Annotated in this window: 18 protein-coding genes; 1 reads left to right on the top strand and 17 read right to left on the bottom strand. The window is 28.7% G+C overall.

The genetic code is table 11. The features are described from left to right. Window positions 1-8: 8 nt before the first annotated feature. From ACN6I1_RS11515 to dapF, 14 genes are all read right to left on the bottom strand, one after another. Window positions 9-758 (bottom strand): Stp1/IreP family PP2C-type Ser/Thr phosphatase, encoded by a 750-nt coding sequence (locus ACN6I1_RS11515; RefSeq protein WP_025162257.1) that lies wholly within the window; start codon window positions 756-758, stop codon window positions 9-11. A gap of 16 nt (window positions 759-774) precedes the next feature. Further along, entirely contained in the window at window positions 775-1803 is a 1029-nt protein-coding gene (rlmN, locus tag ACN6I1_RS11520) for a 23S rRNA (adenine(2503)-C(2))-methyltransferase RlmN (RefSeq protein WP_419742010.1), read from the bottom strand. 8 nt (window positions 1804-1811) lie between these two features. After that, window positions 1812-3137: a 16S rRNA (cytosine(967)-C(5))-methyltransferase RsmB gene (gene rsmB, locus ACN6I1_RS11525; protein ID WP_419742011.1), complete on the bottom strand. Its 1326-nt coding sequence runs from the start codon at window positions 3135-3137 to the stop codon at window positions 1812-1814. Between the two features lie 58 nt (window positions 3138-3195). Beyond that, a complete protein-coding gene (locus ACN6I1_RS11530; RefSeq protein WP_332840804.1) occupies window positions 3196-3894 on the bottom strand; it encodes a zinc metallopeptidase in 699 nt (232 codons plus the stop codon). A gap of 2 nt (window positions 3895-3896) precedes the next feature. Continuing rightward, the gene (locus ACN6I1_RS11535) at window positions 3897-4631 is read right to left on the bottom strand and encodes a DUF116 domain-containing protein (RefSeq protein WP_021430099.1); all 735 of its coding nucleotides are present in this window, start codon (window positions 4629-4631) and stop codon (window positions 3897-3899) included. 4 nt (window positions 4632-4635) lie between these two features. Beyond that, window positions 4636-5568, bottom strand: coding sequence for a methionyl-tRNA formyltransferase (fmt, locus tag ACN6I1_RS11540; RefSeq protein ID WP_419742012.1), 933 nt, complete (start codon window positions 5566-5568; stop codon window positions 4636-4638). A 15-nt stretch (window positions 5569-5583) separates the two neighbouring features. Continuing rightward, complete coding sequence (gene def, locus ACN6I1_RS11545; RefSeq protein WP_021430007.1) at window positions 5584-6024, bottom strand: peptide deformylase; 441 nt, start codon at window positions 6022-6024, stop codon at window positions 5584-5586. A 20-nt stretch (window positions 6025-6044) separates the two neighbouring features. Beyond that, the gene (gene priA, locus ACN6I1_RS11550; RefSeq protein WP_419742013.1) at window positions 6045-8501 is read right to left on the bottom strand and encodes a primosomal protein N'; all 2457 of its coding nucleotides are present in this window, start codon (window positions 8499-8501) and stop codon (window positions 6045-6047) included. A gap of 130 nt (window positions 8502-8631) precedes the next feature. Beyond that, entirely contained in the window at window positions 8632-9831 is a 1200-nt protein-coding gene (gene coaBC / locus ACN6I1_RS11555; RefSeq protein ID WP_419742014.1) for a bifunctional phosphopantothenoylcysteine decarboxylase/phosphopantothenate--cysteine ligase CoaBC, read from the bottom strand. Window positions 9832-9835: 4 nt separating this feature from the next. Beyond that, window positions 9836-10105: a DNA-directed RNA polymerase subunit omega gene (gene rpoZ / locus ACN6I1_RS11560; protein ID WP_021430086.1), complete on the bottom strand. Its 270-nt coding sequence runs from the start codon at window positions 10103-10105 to the stop codon at window positions 9836-9838. A 2-nt stretch (window positions 10106-10107) separates the two neighbouring features. Further along, the gene (gmk, locus tag ACN6I1_RS11565; RefSeq protein WP_021430076.1) at window positions 10108-10722 is read right to left on the bottom strand and encodes a guanylate kinase; all 615 of its coding nucleotides are present in this window, start codon (window positions 10720-10722) and stop codon (window positions 10108-10110) included. A 14-nt stretch (window positions 10723-10736) separates the two neighbouring features. Beyond that, window positions 10737-10997, bottom strand: a complete 261-nt coding sequence (remA, locus tag ACN6I1_RS11570) for an extracellular matrix/biofilm regulator RemA (protein WP_021430041.1) — start codon at window positions 10995-10997, stop codon at window positions 10737-10739. 11 nt (window positions 10998-11008) lie between these two features. Further along, the gene (locus tag ACN6I1_RS11575; protein ID WP_220796385.1) at window positions 11009-11890 is read right to left on the bottom strand and encodes a YicC/YloC family endoribonuclease; all 882 of its coding nucleotides are present in this window, start codon (window positions 11888-11890) and stop codon (window positions 11009-11011) included. 3 nt (window positions 11891-11893) lie between these two features. Beyond that, window positions 11894-12724 (bottom strand): diaminopimelate epimerase, encoded by an 831-nt coding sequence (dapF, locus tag ACN6I1_RS11580; RefSeq protein WP_021430043.1) that lies wholly within the window; start codon window positions 12722-12724, stop codon window positions 11894-11896. A gap of 180 nt (window positions 12725-12904) precedes the next feature. On the opposite strand from dapF, the gene ACN6I1_RS11585 reads away from it, so the two are divergent. Next, window positions 12905-14674, top strand: a complete 1770-nt coding sequence (locus ACN6I1_RS11585) for an Rqc2 family fibronectin-binding protein (protein ID WP_419742015.1) — start codon at window positions 12905-12907, stop codon at window positions 14672-14674. Window positions 14675-14702: 28 nt separating this feature from the next. On the opposite strand, the gene ACN6I1_RS11590 is transcribed toward ACN6I1_RS11585, so the two are convergent. From ACN6I1_RS11590 to ACN6I1_RS11600, 3 genes are all read right to left on the bottom strand, one after another. Beyond that, complete coding sequence (locus ACN6I1_RS11590; protein ID WP_419742016.1) at window positions 14703-15950, bottom strand: uracil-xanthine permease family protein; 1248 nt, start codon at window positions 15948-15950, stop codon at window positions 14703-14705. 100 nt (window positions 15951-16050) lie between these two features. Beyond that, window positions 16051-16584, bottom strand: coding sequence for a bifunctional pyr operon transcriptional regulator/uracil phosphoribosyltransferase PyrR (pyrR, locus tag ACN6I1_RS11595; RefSeq protein ID WP_021430049.1), 534 nt, complete (start codon window positions 16582-16584; stop codon window positions 16051-16053). Between the two features lie 197 nt (window positions 16585-16781). Beyond that, window positions 16782-17693 (bottom strand): RluA family pseudouridine synthase, encoded by a 912-nt coding sequence (locus ACN6I1_RS11600; RefSeq protein ID WP_419742017.1) that lies wholly within the window; start codon window positions 17691-17693, stop codon window positions 16782-16784. Window positions 17694-17700 lie beyond the last annotated feature (7 nt).

The raw sequence follows: 17700 nt of genomic DNA on the forward strand, positions 1-17700 counted from the left end.
TCACCATCCTAATTATAATTAACTAATATAACCGATACATTGTCTTTCCCTGATAGTTCATTAGCCTTGTTTATTAAATTTTCAGCTATAATTTCTACTTCCTCATCCTTAGATATAATTTCATTTATTTCGCTTTTATCTACAAACCCTGTTAATCCATCAGTAGCTAATAAAACTTTATCATCTTTATTAATATCTTTTTTATAAATATCAACTAATATAATTTGTTCCGTTCCCAGAGCTCTTGTTATAATATTTCTATTTGGGTGTGTTTTTGCTTCTTCTTCAGTTATAGCATGCTTTGCTATAAGTTCTTCGACTAAAGAATGATCTCTTGTAATTTTTTCAAACTCTCCATCGTGTAGCATATAACATCTGCTGTCTCCTACATTTGCAATATATACTTTACCTTTATGTATTATTACAGTTGTTAATGTAGTTCCCATTCCAGTGCATATTTCATCATCTTTAGATTTTTTGTATATTATAGAGTTTACGTTATTATAAGCTTGCTTAAGAATATCATCTATATAATTTATTTTTACAAATTCATTTTGAACTAAGTTATTTTTCAAAAACTTCACTATATTTTCTACAGCTAATTCACTTGCAACTTCACCCTTATTATGGCCACCCATACCGTCAGCTATTGCAAATATTCCTATATCTCCCGAATTTGTTGATATAATTTCACCTTTGCAATAGTCTTCGTTATTTTTTCTTATTCTTCCAATATGGGAAATACAACTATATTTCATAATTTTCCCCCTTCATCTATTTGTGTTTTCTTCTTAATTGACCACAAGCTCCATTTATATCCGCTCCCATTTCTCTTCTTATAGTAGCTGGTATATTTTTTTCATTTAACATATCTCTAAATTTATATACATAAGTTTTATCTGGTTTTTCATAATCTCTTTCTTCTACTTTGTTTATAGGTATTAAGTTAACATGACATAACATACCCTTTAAAATTTTAGATAATTGATTAGCATCATCGGTAGAGTCATTCACACCTTTTATTAATGAATACTCAAACGTAACCCTTCTATTAGTACTTTCTATATAGTATTTACACGCATCTATAACTTCTTTTATTGAATATGCATTTGCTATTGGCATTATCTCTTTTCTTGATTTATCAAAAGGAGAATGCAGTGACAACGCTAAATTTATAGGTATTTTCAAATCTGCTAATTCATACATTTTAGGAACTACTCCACATGTTGATAGTGTAATATGTCTATATCCTATATTAAGCCCATTCTTTTCATTAACTAGTTTTAAAAACTGCTTAGTATTATCAAAGTTATCAAGAGGTTCACCACTTCCCATCAATACAATATTTGACACTCTTTTACCTATATCCTCTTGAATTTGTATTATTTGATCTAATATTTCCCAAGGTTCTAAATTTCTTAGTAATCCATCTATAGTAGATGCGCAAAATCTACATCCCATTCTACATCCAACTTGATTTGATATACATACAGTTACGCCATGTTCATATTCCATCATTACACTTTCTATTATATTCCCATCATTAAGTAAAAATAAATACTTTCTAGTTCCATCAATTTTAGATTCTAATTTTAATTCAACATCTAAGCTGCCTATATATGAAACCTCATCTAATTTTTCTCTTAGAGCTTTTGGTATATTATTCATATCATCAAAAGATTTTGCTCCTTTATAAATCCAGCTAAATATTTGAGATCCTCTAAAAGCTTTCTCTCCTATACTTTTTAAAAACTCTTTTATTTCTTCTTCAGTTAAATTTTTTAAACACGTCTTATTATCCATATAATTGCCTACCTTACTCTCTTAAGTTTTGCTATAAAAAATCCGTCCATACCATGTATATTTGGATAAATTTTTATATATCCTTTATCTTGATTATCTAAATCAATCTTAACTTCATCAATAGGTTCTAATTCAAATTTTTCATTATCTTGTAAGAATTTATTAATTATATCTATATTTTCTTCATCGTGTATAGTACAAGTACTATATATTAAATGACCACCAACTTTAACATACTTAGCTGCATTATTTAAAATAGCGCCTTGTATAACCGGTAAGTCTTTAAGTTCTTCTTCTTTTTTAAACTTTATTTCTGGTTTTCTTTTTATTATTCCCATTCCAGAACAAGGAACATCCGATACTACATAATCGAATTTATCTATACTACTCTCATCTATTTCTAAGGCATCTAAGTTTTCTACTTTTACATTTTTTAATCCTAATCTATTAACAGTATTATTTATAAGTTTTAGTTTATGTTCAAATATATCTCTTGCTATAACTTGTCCACTATTATTCATTAAAGTTGCCAAATGTGTTGTTTTGCCTCCTGGTGCACTACACATATCTAAAACCAAACTACCTTCTTTTGGATTAGTTACTTTTCCTACAAGCATAGAACTTATATCTTGAATTGTGAAAAGGCCGTCTCTAAATAACTTATTACCTTCTATATTTTTAAGATTTTGTACCATTATAGCTTCATCAATTCCATTGACTTTGCTACATACAATTCCTTGATCCTTTAACTTTTCGATTAATTCATCTTTAGTTATTTTAGTTGTATTTACTCTTATATATAAATTAGGTTTTTCAGAATTAGCTTCTAATAAATCCTCTGTAAATTCTTCTCCAAATACATTCATCCATTTTTGAATTATCCATGGGCTATATGAATACTTTATAGATAAAGTATCTACCTTGTTTTCTTTTTCTATATCCATTATAGTCTCTTTGTTTCTTAGTACATTTCTAAGTATAGCATTCACAAATCCTGATGACTTTTTATCATATTTTTTAATAAGAGAAACGCTCTCGTTTACTGCTGCATGCTCTTTTATGCTATCTAAAAATAGTATTTGATAAATTCCTAACCATAATGATATTTTAACATAGGTTGACATTTTTTTCGATTTTATCTTAGATAATTTATCTATTATATAATTTAAATAATATTTATTTTCTATAATTCCATAAATAAGTTCTGTTGCAAGACCTTTTTCCTGATCACTTATATTTACGTTTTTAAAATTTTTGTTAATAGATAAATTTGAATAATTTTTATTTCTTTCTATATCGTATAGTGTTTTAAATGCTAATTCTCTTGCGTTCATTAAATACCTCCATATATTTAAATAGAAAAAGTCCTAGAAACCCCTAGGACAATCTCTATTAATCATCACGTCTTTGTGATATTGCAATTAATCTTAATAATTGAAGCACTGATGCTAATGCTGCTGCAACATATGTTAAAGCAGCTGCTGTTAGTACTTCTCTCCCTTGTTTTATCTCTTTTCCTTCTAATATACCTTCATTCCCAATTTGAACCATAGCTCTACTAGATGCATTGAATTCTACTGGTAAGGTAATTATTTGGAATATTACAGATGCTGAAAATAATAATATCCCAATTTTTAAGAAAGGACCTGTCATAAATAATCCTATGAATATTAAAAACCAAGATATATTAGACGCAAAGTTCACTACAGGAACCAAACTACTTCTCATTTGAAGAGGCGCATATCCCTTAGCATGTTGAATTGCATGCCCACATTCATGTGCTGCAACTGAAACAGAAGTAATAGATGTACCAGAATAAACATCTTGTGATAACCTAACTACATTACTTCTTGGGTCATAGTGGTCGCTAAGACTTCCTCTAACCATTTCAATATTAACATTGTAAAGTCCATTTGCATCTAATATTTTTCTAGCCGTTTGTTCTCCTGTATAACCTAATCTACTTTGAACTCTAAAGTATCTACTTGTTGTACTACTTACTTTGAACTGAGCATACATAGTAAATAATATACCTGGTATTAAAATAAACAATGTCGGATCAAAATAATATCCATAGCCATAGTGCATCATATTTAACACTCTCCTATAAAGAATTTTATTGCATTTTCAACTTCATTTGCATCAATTTTTGTATCTACGCAAGGCCCATTAGGTCTTTTGTTAAATACTCCTAAAACTGGTACTTGTCTTATATCTTGTACTCCTGCAGTTAAATCTCTTTCGCAAGCTACCGCAACTACAGCCTTAGGTCTAGTTTCTTTTATTTTCTTTCTAGCTAATGTACCTCCAGTTGCTATAAATACCTGTACATTGTACTTATCTTGTAAGTCAATTAAATCTTTTACATTACAAAGTCCACAACTTTTGCAGTTTCTTACATTTGTAGTGATCTTTAATTTACACTCACTCTTTTGAATGCAATGTGGTATTAAAATAAGTATGTCTTCAGGCTTTATCTTATACCTATTACTATATATATAATTATTATTTAATTTTATATATACTTTTCTTATTTCATTTTTAGGCACATTCAAAGTATTCCCTAAAACAATAAGTACAGGATATAAAAAGCTAACTATACTAAAGTTAAACTTCATTATATATTTATTTACTCTTTTATCATTTACAACCATATAGGTAACTAAAGTTGAAAATATAGTAATAATTAATAATAATATTATTACCCCATTTACTAATATAGAAAATATATTTTCAAGACTATTCATAAAAATATTTAATCCCACCAATAAAAATAGTAATATTCCTATTAAAAACACTGTAGTTGTCATGTATTTTTTAAAATTCATAATTTTAACTTCCTAATATAATGTCTGTGTTTATATTGTTCCCTTTTATATATTCAGGCACTTCCATTCTTTTCTTTCCAGCCATTTGAATCTCTTTAATTTGAAGTATTCCTTCACTTGTAGACACATTTATTCCTTCTTTATCTACACTAATTATAGTTCCAGGATCTTTATCACTGTTTTTATCTATGACTTTAGTTTTCCATATTTTCATAGTTTGACCTTCATAAGTTGTATAAGCACTAGGCCATGGATTTGTTCCTCTCACAAGGTTATGTATGTCTATAGCTGATTTTTTCCAATCTATATTTCCTAGTGACTTATTCATTATAGGTGAGTAACAAGTATTTTCATTACTTTGCTTTTCTCTAGGAGCCTCACCTTTTTCTATTAAATCGATAGTTTCTTTTAAAACTTTAGCCCCATCTATCATCATTTTATCATGAAGCTCTCCTGCAGTTATTTCATCATCTAAAGGTATTTCACTTTTTAATATCATATCTCCAGTGTCAAGACCTTCATCCATATACATTGTAGTTACACCTGTTTTTTCTTCTCCGTTTATTATAACCCAATTTAAAGGAGCTGCTCCCCTGTATCTTGGTAGTAAAGAAGCATGTACATTAACACATCCATATTTAGGTATATCTAAAATACTCTTTGGAAGTATTTGTCCAAAAGCTACAACCACTATAAGTTCTGGGTTCATTTCTTTTAATGTATCAACAAATGATTCTTCCCTAGCTTTTAAAGGTTGATATACTGGTATATCATATTTTAGAGCCAATTCCTTTACTGGCGGCATAGCTAATTTTTTACCTCTACCCTTAGGTTTATCTGGTTGAGTAACTACTGCTACAACTTCGTGGCCTTCATCTATTATTTTCTGTAAGCACGGAACTGCAAATTCTGGAGTTCCCATAAATACTATTTTCATATTTTTCAACTCCTACTACTTCTCAATTTTATCTACAAATAATATTCCATCTAAATGGTCTATCTCATGGCAAAATGCTCTTGCTAAAAGTTCTTCACCTTCTATTTCAAACATTTGACCTTTTCTATTCATAGCTCTAACTTTTGCGTAGTATGGTCTTGTTACAGGCCCACACTCATTTACAACACTTAAACATCCTTCATCATCAGTTTGAGTTCCAGAAGTTTCTATTATCTCTGGATTTATTAGTTCTATAATCCCATCACCTACATCTATTACAGCTATTCTTTTTAATATTCCAACTTGAGGAGCTGCAAGTCCTACCCCATCAGCCTCATACATAGTGTCTGCCATATCATCTAATAATTGAATTATTTTTTCATCGATTTTTTCAACATGTTTACACTTTTTTCTTAATACCGGTTCTCCTATTTGAACTATTTGTCTTAACGCCATTTTATATTCCTCCTAAAATTTTATAATACACTATAAGGGTTTATATCTATTGATATATTTGTATCCTTATCAAAAACTATATCGCGCTTAGTTATACATATATATTTTATTATACCCTTTAATAGATTAATTTCAATATCATCATCTTTAAATAGTATTTGCCATCTAAAATTTTGATTTATCTTGCTTATAGAACAAGGATTTGGCCCTAATATGAACTCTAAATTACTTATACCTCGTTCTCTTAGTAGATATACTAATGAATCATACATTTTTCTAGCATTTTTCTCTACCTTAGCATTATCTTTTCCACTAATTACAACACTAATCATATTATTAAAAGGAGTATATTCAAATGCTTTTCTTATTTTAATTTCATCTTCATAAAATCCTTTAAAATCATATTTTATAGCATGTCTAATTGCATAATGGTCAGTATCATATGTTTGTAATATAACTTTACCTTCTTTTTCGGATCTCCCTGCTCTTCCTGCTACTTGAGTTATTAACTGGAATGTAGTTTCTGAACTTCTAAAGTCAGGGAATTTCAAAATCATATCCGCAGATAAAATCCCCACCAAAGTAACATTTTCAAAATCCAAACCTTTACTAAGCATTTGCGTCCCTATTAACACATCTGCTTTCTTATTTTTAAAATCATTCAGTATATTTTCGAATTCACCTTTTCTAGATGTTGTATCCTTATCTAACCTCAATACATTTATATTCGGAAAAATCAACTTTATTTCTTCTTCTATTTTTTGAGTTCCTATTCCAAATGGTTTTATATATTTACTTTTACACTCTGGACATTCTTTTGGAATTTCTTTTTCATATCCACAATAATGGCATTTTCCAGTATTATTTTTTTTATGATATGTAAGAGATATATCACAATTTTCACAAGTAAATACATAGCCGCATTTTCTACAAGAAACAAAGTTCGAAAATCCTCTTCTGTTTAAAAATAATATAACTTGATTTCCACAATTTAAAGCGCTTTGTATTTCAACTTTTAACTTATTACTAAATATGCTTTTATTACCTACCATCAGCTCTTCTTTCATATCTACAACTTCGATTTTAGGCATAGGCTTTTTATTTGCTCTTTGATTTATTTCTAATAATTTATATTCTCCATTTAATGCATTGAAATATTCCTCAACAGATGGAGTGGCTGACCCTAAAACTAAAGAAACATCTCTTTTATTAGCTATATATTTAGCAACATCTATAGAGTTGAACTTTGGATTTTTTTCAGACTTATACGCACCTTCATGGAATTCATCTATAATTATAACTCCAAGGCTTGTAAATGGAGCAAATAAAGCTGATCTAGCCCCAATAAGTATCCTTATTTTCCCCTCTTTTATTTGTTTATACACATCATGTTTTTCACCTTCTGATAACTGACTATGGAAAACTCCAACTATGTCTCCAAATTTATTTTTAAATCTTGATATAGTCTGTGGCGTTAGTGAAATTTCTGGGACTAAAACAATACTATCTAACCCTTGGCTTAATGAATACTCTATTATCTCCATATATACTTCTGTCTTTCCACTGCCAGTTACTCCGTGTATCATATATGGTTTTTTATTTTCTTCAAACATTTCGCTTTTTATAATATTTACTGTATTTAATTGTTCTTCATTTAAATTTATTTTTTTATCCTCTACAGAATATATCTCTTTAGGTTTTCTATATAAATCTATTTCTTCAATACATACAAGACCTTTTTCTTCTAATTTTAATATACTTTGTCTACATGAGGGGAATACGTCATTTATTTTACTTAATTCAATAGGTTTCTTTTCTTGTACAAACTTAATAAGTTCTTTTTGTTTACTTCCTAGCCTTACCTTATTTTCCAGTATATAGCTGTCTATGTTATTTATTTGTTTAGATATATCTATAATATAATCTTTTTTCTCGTTTTTATGGTTTTTGTATTCCCATTTTACATCTATAATATTTTTTTTCTGTAGTTTATATATTAAGTTATTTAAATTGGGTACTTTCTTTATTTTTTCAAGTTTTATACATCCATGATTTTCTTTAATTATTTTTATTAAATTCATTTCACTATCACTTAAATTATCTAAATCATCATTTATAAGTGTTAAAACTTTATAATTATTTAACTTATAGCCTTTTGGATACAATAAGTTTATGCAATCTATATAAGTACATAAGTATTTATTTCTCATCCATCCAATTAAGCTTATATCATCTTTTGAAAAAATCGGCTCTTCATCTAATATATCTACTACTTTCTTAGTCTTTATATCTTCATCTAATTCGCTCACAATATCAAATACAAATGCTTCTACTGGCTTATTATAAATTCCAAAAGGAACTAGTACTCTATGCCCAATTTTTATATTTTCACTTAAAAATTTTGGAATTTCATATGTAAATAAATTGTCAGTGTATATAGAGTTATTTCTCACTATCACTTTTGCAAATCGCTTCATAATTTAACCTCTATTTCAAATTTATATCGTTATTATCATTTACAGTAAGTTCATTCTTTATAAGTTCATATATTATATCTATTACATTTGCCTATAAATGAAAATTAAGCATCTATATAAATATAGATGCTTATTTGTTTAATAGAGTTTTTATTTTGTCTAAGATAACATCTGCTACCTCTTCTTTTTTCATTTTAGGATGTTCTTGTACAACACCCTCTCTATCTATAATCTTAACTATATTGGTATCAACACCAAATCCAGCACCATCTTGAGTTAAGTCATTTGCTACGATAAAATCTAAATTTTTCTTTTGAATTTTATTTTTAGCATTTTCTAATAAATCATTAGTTTCTGCTGCAAATCCAACTAAAATCTTATTATTTTTAATTTTGCCTAATTCTAAAGCAATATCTTTAGTTCTATCTAGTCTTATACTTAAATCATCATCAGATTTTTTTATTTTATTATCTGAGTATTCCTTAGGTCTATAATCTGCAACTGCAGCGCTCTTTATAATAACTTGATTTTCATCCATATTTTTTAAAACAGCATTATACATATCTTCCGCTGATTCTATTTGAATAAATTTCTTTAAATTCTGAGGTGGAACTATATTTGTAGGCCCAGATACTAAAGTTACATCTGCTCCTCTTTCTATTGCCTTTTTAGCTATAGAGTATCCCATTTTTCCAGTTGATCTATTCGTTATGTATCTTACCGGATCAATACTTTCAACTGTAGGTCCAGCAGTTATTATCATGCTAGTTCCTTCTAAATCTTTCTTAATTTCTAAAAGTTCAATTATACTATTAAAAATAGTATCAACAGATGCAAGTTTTCCTGATCCTATATCTCCACAAGCTAATCTTCCGCTTTCTGGTTCTACAAACTTATAATTTAAATCTTTTAAAGTTTGTATGTTCCTTTGTACAACAGGATTTTCATACATATTAGTATTCATAGCTGGAGCTATAAGAACTTTTGCTTTTGTAGCCATAATAGTCGTAGTCAACATATCGTCTGCAATACCATTAGCTACTTTGCCTATAACATTTGCAGTAGCTGGAGCTAATACAAATACATCTGCTTTCTTAGCTAATGATATATGTTCTACATCCCAAGTTTTTGGAGATTCAAACATATCTTCAACTACATAGTTTTGACTTAATGTCTGAAATGTAAGCGGAGCTACAAATTCTGTTGCTGATTTAGTCATTATTACATGTACATTTACACCTGTTTTTTTCAACTTGCTAACTAAGTCACAAGCCTTATAAACAGCTATTCCTCCACATACGCCTATAACAACAGTCTTATCTTTTAGCATGATATTACTCCTCTATTATATTTTGAGTTTGAGCTAATAAATGCTTAGCTTCTTCTATTTCTATTTCTTCCTCAGTTAATTTTCTAAATGATATTTTTCTATCTGCAACTTCTTGAGTAGCTAAAGTAACAGGCTTTATTTCTTGATGCTTAGTAGTAGGAACGTATGGAGTAGCTCCATCTATTAATTCTCTAGATCTTTTAGCTACAGTTACTACTAAGTAGTATCTATTATCTATTTGGTTTAATACCTCGTTTATTGATGGTTTTATCATTTTTATAATTCCTCCTTGAATTTCTTTATTATATTATCTTTGTATCTATAAACTTTATTTTTTTCAGCTGATATTATATGTTCTAATTCTTGAGCTGAATTTTTCACATCTTTATTTACTATAAAGTAGTCATAATTTTCTATTTGACATATTTCATCCATTGCACAACTAAATCTTTTATTTATTTGTTCTTCAGTTTCTGTTCCTCTTCCAACTATTCTATTTTTAAGTTCGTCAAGAGATGGAGGAAGTATAAATATGAATACCCCTTCTGGATAAACTTCTTTTATTTGTCTAGCTCCTTGCATTTCTATTTCTAAAACAACGTCATGTCCATTTTCTAGATTTTCTAAAATTGCAGCTTTAGGCGTACCATAAAAATTATCATATATTTGAGCATGCTCTAACAGTTCATTATTAACTATCATTGATTTAAACTTATCTTTAGTTACAAAGAAATAGTTAACTCCGTCTACTTCACCGTCTCTTGGATTTCTTGTAGTAGCTGAAACTGATAACTTTACATCCTCATTATTATTTAAAAATTCTTTACATATAGTTCCTTTTCCTGCTCCTGACGGTCCAGAAACAACTAGCAATAAACCTTTCCTCTTCATCTATATCTTCCTTTCTAATTCTCTATATTATCATCTTTGTCTGTGAATCTATGTGCTACGGTTTCTGGTTGTACCGATGATAATATTATATACTGACTATCAGTTATTATAACTGCTCTAGTCTTTCTACCATAAGTAGCATCAATTAATCTTCCATTTTCTTTGCTTTCTTGTATTAATCTTCTTATAGGAGCTGATTCTGGACTTACTATAGCAACTACCTTGTTAGCCATAACTACATTCCCATATCCTATATTTATAAGGTTCGTACTCATAAACGCATCTCCTATTCTATGTTTTGTATCTGTTCTCTTATTTTCTCTAGTTCGCTTTTTACTTCAACAACTAAATTAGTTATATTTAAATCAGATGATTTCGATCCTATAGTATTAGTTTCTCTGTTCATCTCTTGTATTAAAAAGTCTATTTTTCTTCCTATAGACTCATCTTTATGTATAGCTTTTTTAAGTTGTATTATATGACTTTTAAATCTTACTATTTCTTCTGTTATACTGCATTTATCTGCATATATAGCAACTTCTTGAGCCAATCTATTTTCATCTACAAGACTTGGGTTTTCTAAAATATCAGCTATTCTGCCGTTTAATTTTTCTTTATATTCATTAACAACATTATATGAGTAGTTTTCTATTTGTTCAATATAATCTTTTAACAAATCACATCTCATATCTATATCATTAGCAAGTTTTAAGCCTTCTTCAACCCTCATATCTTTTAACTTAACTAAACAGTCATTTAATGCATCTCTTAGCATTAACCATAATAAATCTTCATCTTCTTCTTTTTCTTCACTTTTTATTATATCAGGGAATTTTGCTATATTCATAACCGTTATATCATCTTGTAAGCTAAATGTGTCTTTTATATTATTTAATATATTTACATACTCAGAAGCTAACTTCTCATCAAATTTTAAGTTTACATCTTCACTACCTACTAAGTCAAGTTTTATATATAAATCAACTCTACCTCTTTTTATATAATCTTTGACTACATTTCTTATTTTATCCTCTAGAAAAGATATTTTTCTAGGAAGACGTGTGTTTATATCTACATACTTATGGTTTATAGTTCTACATTCTACGGTAAAATGATAGTTATCATTTTTGTATTCGCCTCTTCCAAAACCTGTCATACTAATAGCCATATGCTATACCTCCAAAGTTCCTTCACATATTTTAACTGCATTTCCTATCATATATACATCATCAAGAAGCTCTATCCTTACGCTTCCGCCTTCTGATTTTACATTAACTATTTCATTAGTTTTACCTAAATAGTTAGCTAAAATTACAGAAGCTGTCATACCTGTCCCACATCCTAGAGTATATCCGCATCCTCTTTCCCATGTGTATACATGTATGTTATCTTTATCATCAACTTTAACAAAATTAACATTAGTTTTATTTGGGAAAATCTCATTTTCTTCTATAAGTTTTCCATATTTATATATATCTTCTTTTATAAGTTCATCTACGAATACAATAGTATGTGGCACTCCCATTAGAATTGAACTTACTTCTACTTCTTTATTATCTATTAATAGCTTTTCTTTTATAAAGACTTCTTTATTTGTATTTACTGGAATGTTTTTTGGATTGAAATTTGGTTTTCCCATATTTACTCTTATAGTATAATTTTTTTCACTTTCTATATTTAAAGATATTTTTTTTATTCCGTCAAGTGTGTATACACTAAATTCTGTATCTTTTACTATGTTATTGTCATACACAAACTTACAAAAACATCTTAATCCATTTCCACACATATTAGCTCTTGATCCATCAGAATTATAATATACCATTTCTACATCAGATATATCAGAGGTTTTAACTACTAGTAGTCCATCAGCTCCAACGCCAAATCTTCTATGACAAACTTTTTTAGCTAAATCTGAGTAGTCGTTAGAATCTTTATTATCAAACCTACCGTCAATTGCTATAAAATCATTTCCGACTCCATGTAATTTCCAGAAGTTCATTTATATCCCCCCTATAAAATTGAATTCTTAGCTTATTATACAATATTTTGTTCATAAAAGGAAATTATATTGAGTGTAAACTCTATATTATTTTAGACTATATTCTCAATATTATATTCACATTATTATTTATATGTGTAATAATTTACTTACTTAATAAATTTTGAAAGGAATGATATTATGGCATTCGATGGTTTAGTTGTTCATTCAATTTGTGATGAACTGTCTTCTAAGTTAGTTGGAGGAAAAATAGATAAGATATATCAACCAGAAAACGATGAAATAGTTTTACATATACGAAACAATAAAGAGAATTTTAAGCTAGTACTTAGTGCAAGCTCATCTAACCCTAGAATTTACCTTTCTAGTTCATATAAAAAGGAAAATCCTATGAATGCTCCTATGTTTTGTATGTTGCTTAGAAAGTATATCCAAAGCGGAAACATAGTTAGCGTTTCTCAAATTGGATTTGAGAGAATTGTAAAAATCACTGTTGAATCTTTAGATGAATTAAAATCAAAAACTACTAAAGATTTAATAATAGAAATAATGGGGAGACATAGTAATATAATTTTGACTCATGAAGAAGATAAAATAGTCGATTCAATAAAAAGAATACCTCCTAGTATTAGTAGGGTTAGACAACTTCTTCCAGGTATAACATATACACTACCTCCTGCTCAAGATAAGTTAGATCCACTTGAATTAATTTCTATAGATCAGTTTAAAGAATTACTTCAAGATTTTAATGGTCCTATATTAAAATCTATATATTCTAAATTTTTAGGTATAAGTCCGACTGTGTCTAAGGAAATATGCTTTAGATCAAATTTAGATAGCTCTATGCTAGCTTCTGATTTAAATGATGAAAGCTTTAACATGCTACACGAAGAGTTTGTAAATGTTATGCAGAGCGTCAAAGACGCAAATTATAACCCATGCTTAGCTTTAGATCCTTCTATTGATAAACTTTTAGATTTTAGTTGTATAAATCTTTCTCTATTTAATGACTTAAAAGTTGTTCATAATGAAAGTGTTTCATCAATAATAGAAAGCTTCTATTCAAATAAAGATGCTAAGGAAAGAATAAATCAACGTGCATCAGACTTTAAGAAAAGCATATCTATAAAACTAGATAGACTTTATAATAAATTAAAGAAACAAGAATTAGAACTTAAAGAATCTGATAATGCTATAATCTACAAAGTTAAGGGAGAGCTTATAACTTCATATATTTATATGGTTGAAAAGGGAATGAAGTCTGTAGAGGTTCAAAATTTCTATGATGAGAACTGTTCTACAGTAAAAATTGATTTAAACCCAAACTTAACTCCATCTGAAAACGCTCAAAAATACTTTAAAAAGTATACTAAATTAAAACATGCAAAGAAAGAGATAAGTGCTCAAGTTGAACTTAGCTTAGAAGAAATTAATTATCTTGAAAATATAATGCTTAGTGTAGATAACTGTGATAACCTAGCTGAACTTAACGATATAAAAGAAGAACTTCAAAAACTTGGATATATGCGTGGCAAAGTTAAATTAAAAAAAGAGAAAAATACTTTAACTACTAAACCAAATGAATTTTTATCTTCTGATGGATTTACAATCTTGGTAGGTAAAAATAATAAGCAAAATGATTTTCTTACTCTTAGAGTCGCTAATAATGATGATTTATGGATGCATACTAAAAACATCCCAGGTTCTCACGTAATAATAAAATCAGATGGTAAGGAAATACCTGAATCAACTATTTTTGAAGGAGCAATGCTAGCTGCATTTTTCAGTAAATCTAAAATGTCAGCTCAAGTTCCAGTTGATTATACCTTAAAGAAAAATGTAAAAAAACCAAATGGTTCTAAACCAGGAATGGTTATATATGAAACAAATAGTACTATTTATGTAACTCCATCTGAAGAATTAGTAGTTAAATTAAAAAAACAGGGTTAAACCCTGTTTTTTTAATTTCTATTTATAGTTATATAAGCTGAGAGTTAAGAACTTCTGATTCTTTCTCAGTATCCTTTTTAAAGTCTTCTGTATTTAATACTCTATTTAGTACAATACCTACTATTGCAGCTAAACTTAACCCTGTAATTGTAACAGTTTTAGTTACAGGTATTCCTATAACAATTCCTTTATTACTTAAGTAAGTAGTTCCTAAGCCTATTACCATTATAGTAGCTATTATTATTATATTCTTTTTACTTTCTACACATTTGCTATCGTTTATTGTTTTTAACCCTACATATGAAATCATTGAGAATAACATTATACTTATTCCACCCATAACTTCTGTAGGTATACTTTGTAAAAACCCTCCAAACTTACTTACACATGCTAGTAATATTGCACATATAGCAGTTCTTCTTAATATTGATGGGTCATAATTTTTAGTTATAGCAAGTACTGCTGTATTTTCTCCATAAGTCGTATTTGCTGGTCCTCCTAAAAATCCTGCCATAATAGTAGCCAATGCATCTCCCATTAACGTTCTGTGAAGCCCTGGTTCTTCTATGAAATTCTTTCCTACTACAGTTCCATTAGTAGTCATGTCTCCTATATGTTCCATGAATACCGCTAAAACTACAGGTGCAATTAAAACTATAGCTTGTAAACTAAATTTAGGTAGTGTAAATTGTGGTATTTGTAAAAGAGCCGTATTTGTACTCATAAATGAAATATCTACATTCCCTAGTATTAAAGACACAGTGTATCCTATAGCTACAGCTATTATTATATTTAATTGCTTTATAAATCCTTTACAAAATACATTTATTGCTATTGCTAATCCTAATGTCATAATTGCTATTAAAAAATTATTTGATGCCATATCAACTGCAGTTGGTAATAGGTTAAGTCCTATAACTGCTATCATTGCTCCAACTACTTGAGCTGGGAAATATTTTTTAATCTTATCTACACCTACTTTTTTTATAACTGCTGCCATTATTAAATATATAATTCCGGCTATTATTATTCCACCTTGAGCATATGCTAAATCTCCATTGTGAGCTTCTTTAGCAGCTATTATAACTGGTATAAATGCAAAACTTGAACCTAGGAAAACTGGAACTACTCCTTTTGTACATGCATGGAAAATTAATGTCCCTACTCCTGCACAGAAAATAGCAACCGCTGGATTAAATCCTGTTAATATTGGTACTAAAACTGTAGCTCCAAACATAGCTAATAAATGTTGTAATGATAACATTGTTTTTTTCATAAAAAAACCTCCCTATTTTTAGTTTGGGAGAAATAATTCTCCCTTTTTCAGTATCTCTGTACTGAATTAAAAGGTATTAACCTTATATAATTTTATGCTTTTACTCGTTTATAGTTACTGAATCTTGTTCATCAGTTTCATTTAACATAACTGAAATTACCTCATGTTTTGATGTTGGAACATTTTTACCTACATAATCTGCTCTTACAGGTAACTCTCTATGTCCTCTATCAACTAACACAGCTAATTGTATAGACTTAGGTCTTCCTATATCCATAATTGCATCTAAAGCTGCTCTTACTGTTCTTCCTGTGTATAAAACATCATCAACTAGTATTACAACCTTATCATTTATATCAAAGTTTATATTAGATCCATTTATAACCGGATCTGTATCTACTTTTTTTAAATCATCTCTATATAGAGTTATATCAATTTCACCAGTATTTACACATACATCTTCTATACTCTGTATTTTTTTTGCTATTCTATTTGCTATAGGAACTCCTCTTGTTTTTATTCCTACTAAAACAACATCTTCTACACCTTTATTTTTCTCTATAATTTCATGGCTTACTCTAGTTATAGCTCTTCCCATAGCTTTTTCATCCATTAATTGCGCCTTTTCTTTCATTAAAATCCTCCTTTGGCATAAGGTTAAATTCAAAAAAGCTTCTTACCCTTAGGCAAGAAGCTATACTTATCAAATATAATGAATCTTATATTTTCTATAAGTTCTCATTCTCTCGCCTTTTGATCTCTCTGGACCAATTAAAGGTAACATTCATTTTTTATAATTATATACTAATAAAGTCCTTTTAACAACCACTTTTATTTCATTTTAGATATTAAGTCACTGAAATATTTTGGAAGCTCTGAATTGAACTCAACATATTCATTAGTTGTAGGATGTATGAAACCTAACTTTCTAGCATGTAAGGTTTGTCCTTCTATCCCAAACTTATTATTTTTCGGACCATATAGAGGGTCCCCTAATAAAGGATGATTTAAAGATAATGCATGAACTCTTATTTGGTGTGTTCTTCCAGTCTCTAAAGTTGCCTTAACATGAGTAAAGTTTTCATATCTATTTATGACTTCAAAGTGAGTAATTGCATTTTTTCCATCTTTAACTATACCCATCTTCAATCTATCTTTAGGATTTCTTCCAATAGGTTTATCAACAGTTATTTTATCTTCTTTCATAACTCCGTGGCATATAAATTCATATTCTCTAGTTATTGAATGATCTTTTAGCTGTTCTGCTAGCGAATTATGAGCTTTATTATTTTTCGCAATCATTAAAAGCCCAGATGTATCTTTATCTATCCTGTGTACTATCCCAGGTCTTATCACTCCGTTTATAGAAGATAAATTCTCTCTACAATGATATAAAATTGCATTTACTAACGTATTATCATAGTTTCCAGGCGCTGGGTGAACAACCATATCTTGAGGTTTATTAACTATTAATAAGTCCCCATCTTCATACACAATATCAATTGGTATATCTTGTGGAGTCACTTCAAGAAGTTTTGGTGCTGGTATCTCAATAATTACATTATCATCTTCTTTTACCAAGTATTTTGCTTTTTCAATTTTATTATTAACCTTAACTTTTTTATCCTTTATAATCTTTTGTATATAACTCCTAGACATTTCACCTAACTGTCCAGACAAATATACATCTAGTCTATCGCCTTCTTCTTCATCTATAACTAAAAATTGTCTTACTTCTTCCATAATTTCA

Origin of the sequence: Paraclostridium dentum (assembly GCF_048568265.1) — a bacterium.
In the GTDB taxonomy this organism is placed as follows: domain Bacteria; phylum Bacillota; class Clostridia; order Peptostreptococcales; family Peptostreptococcaceae; genus Paraclostridium; species Paraclostridium dentum.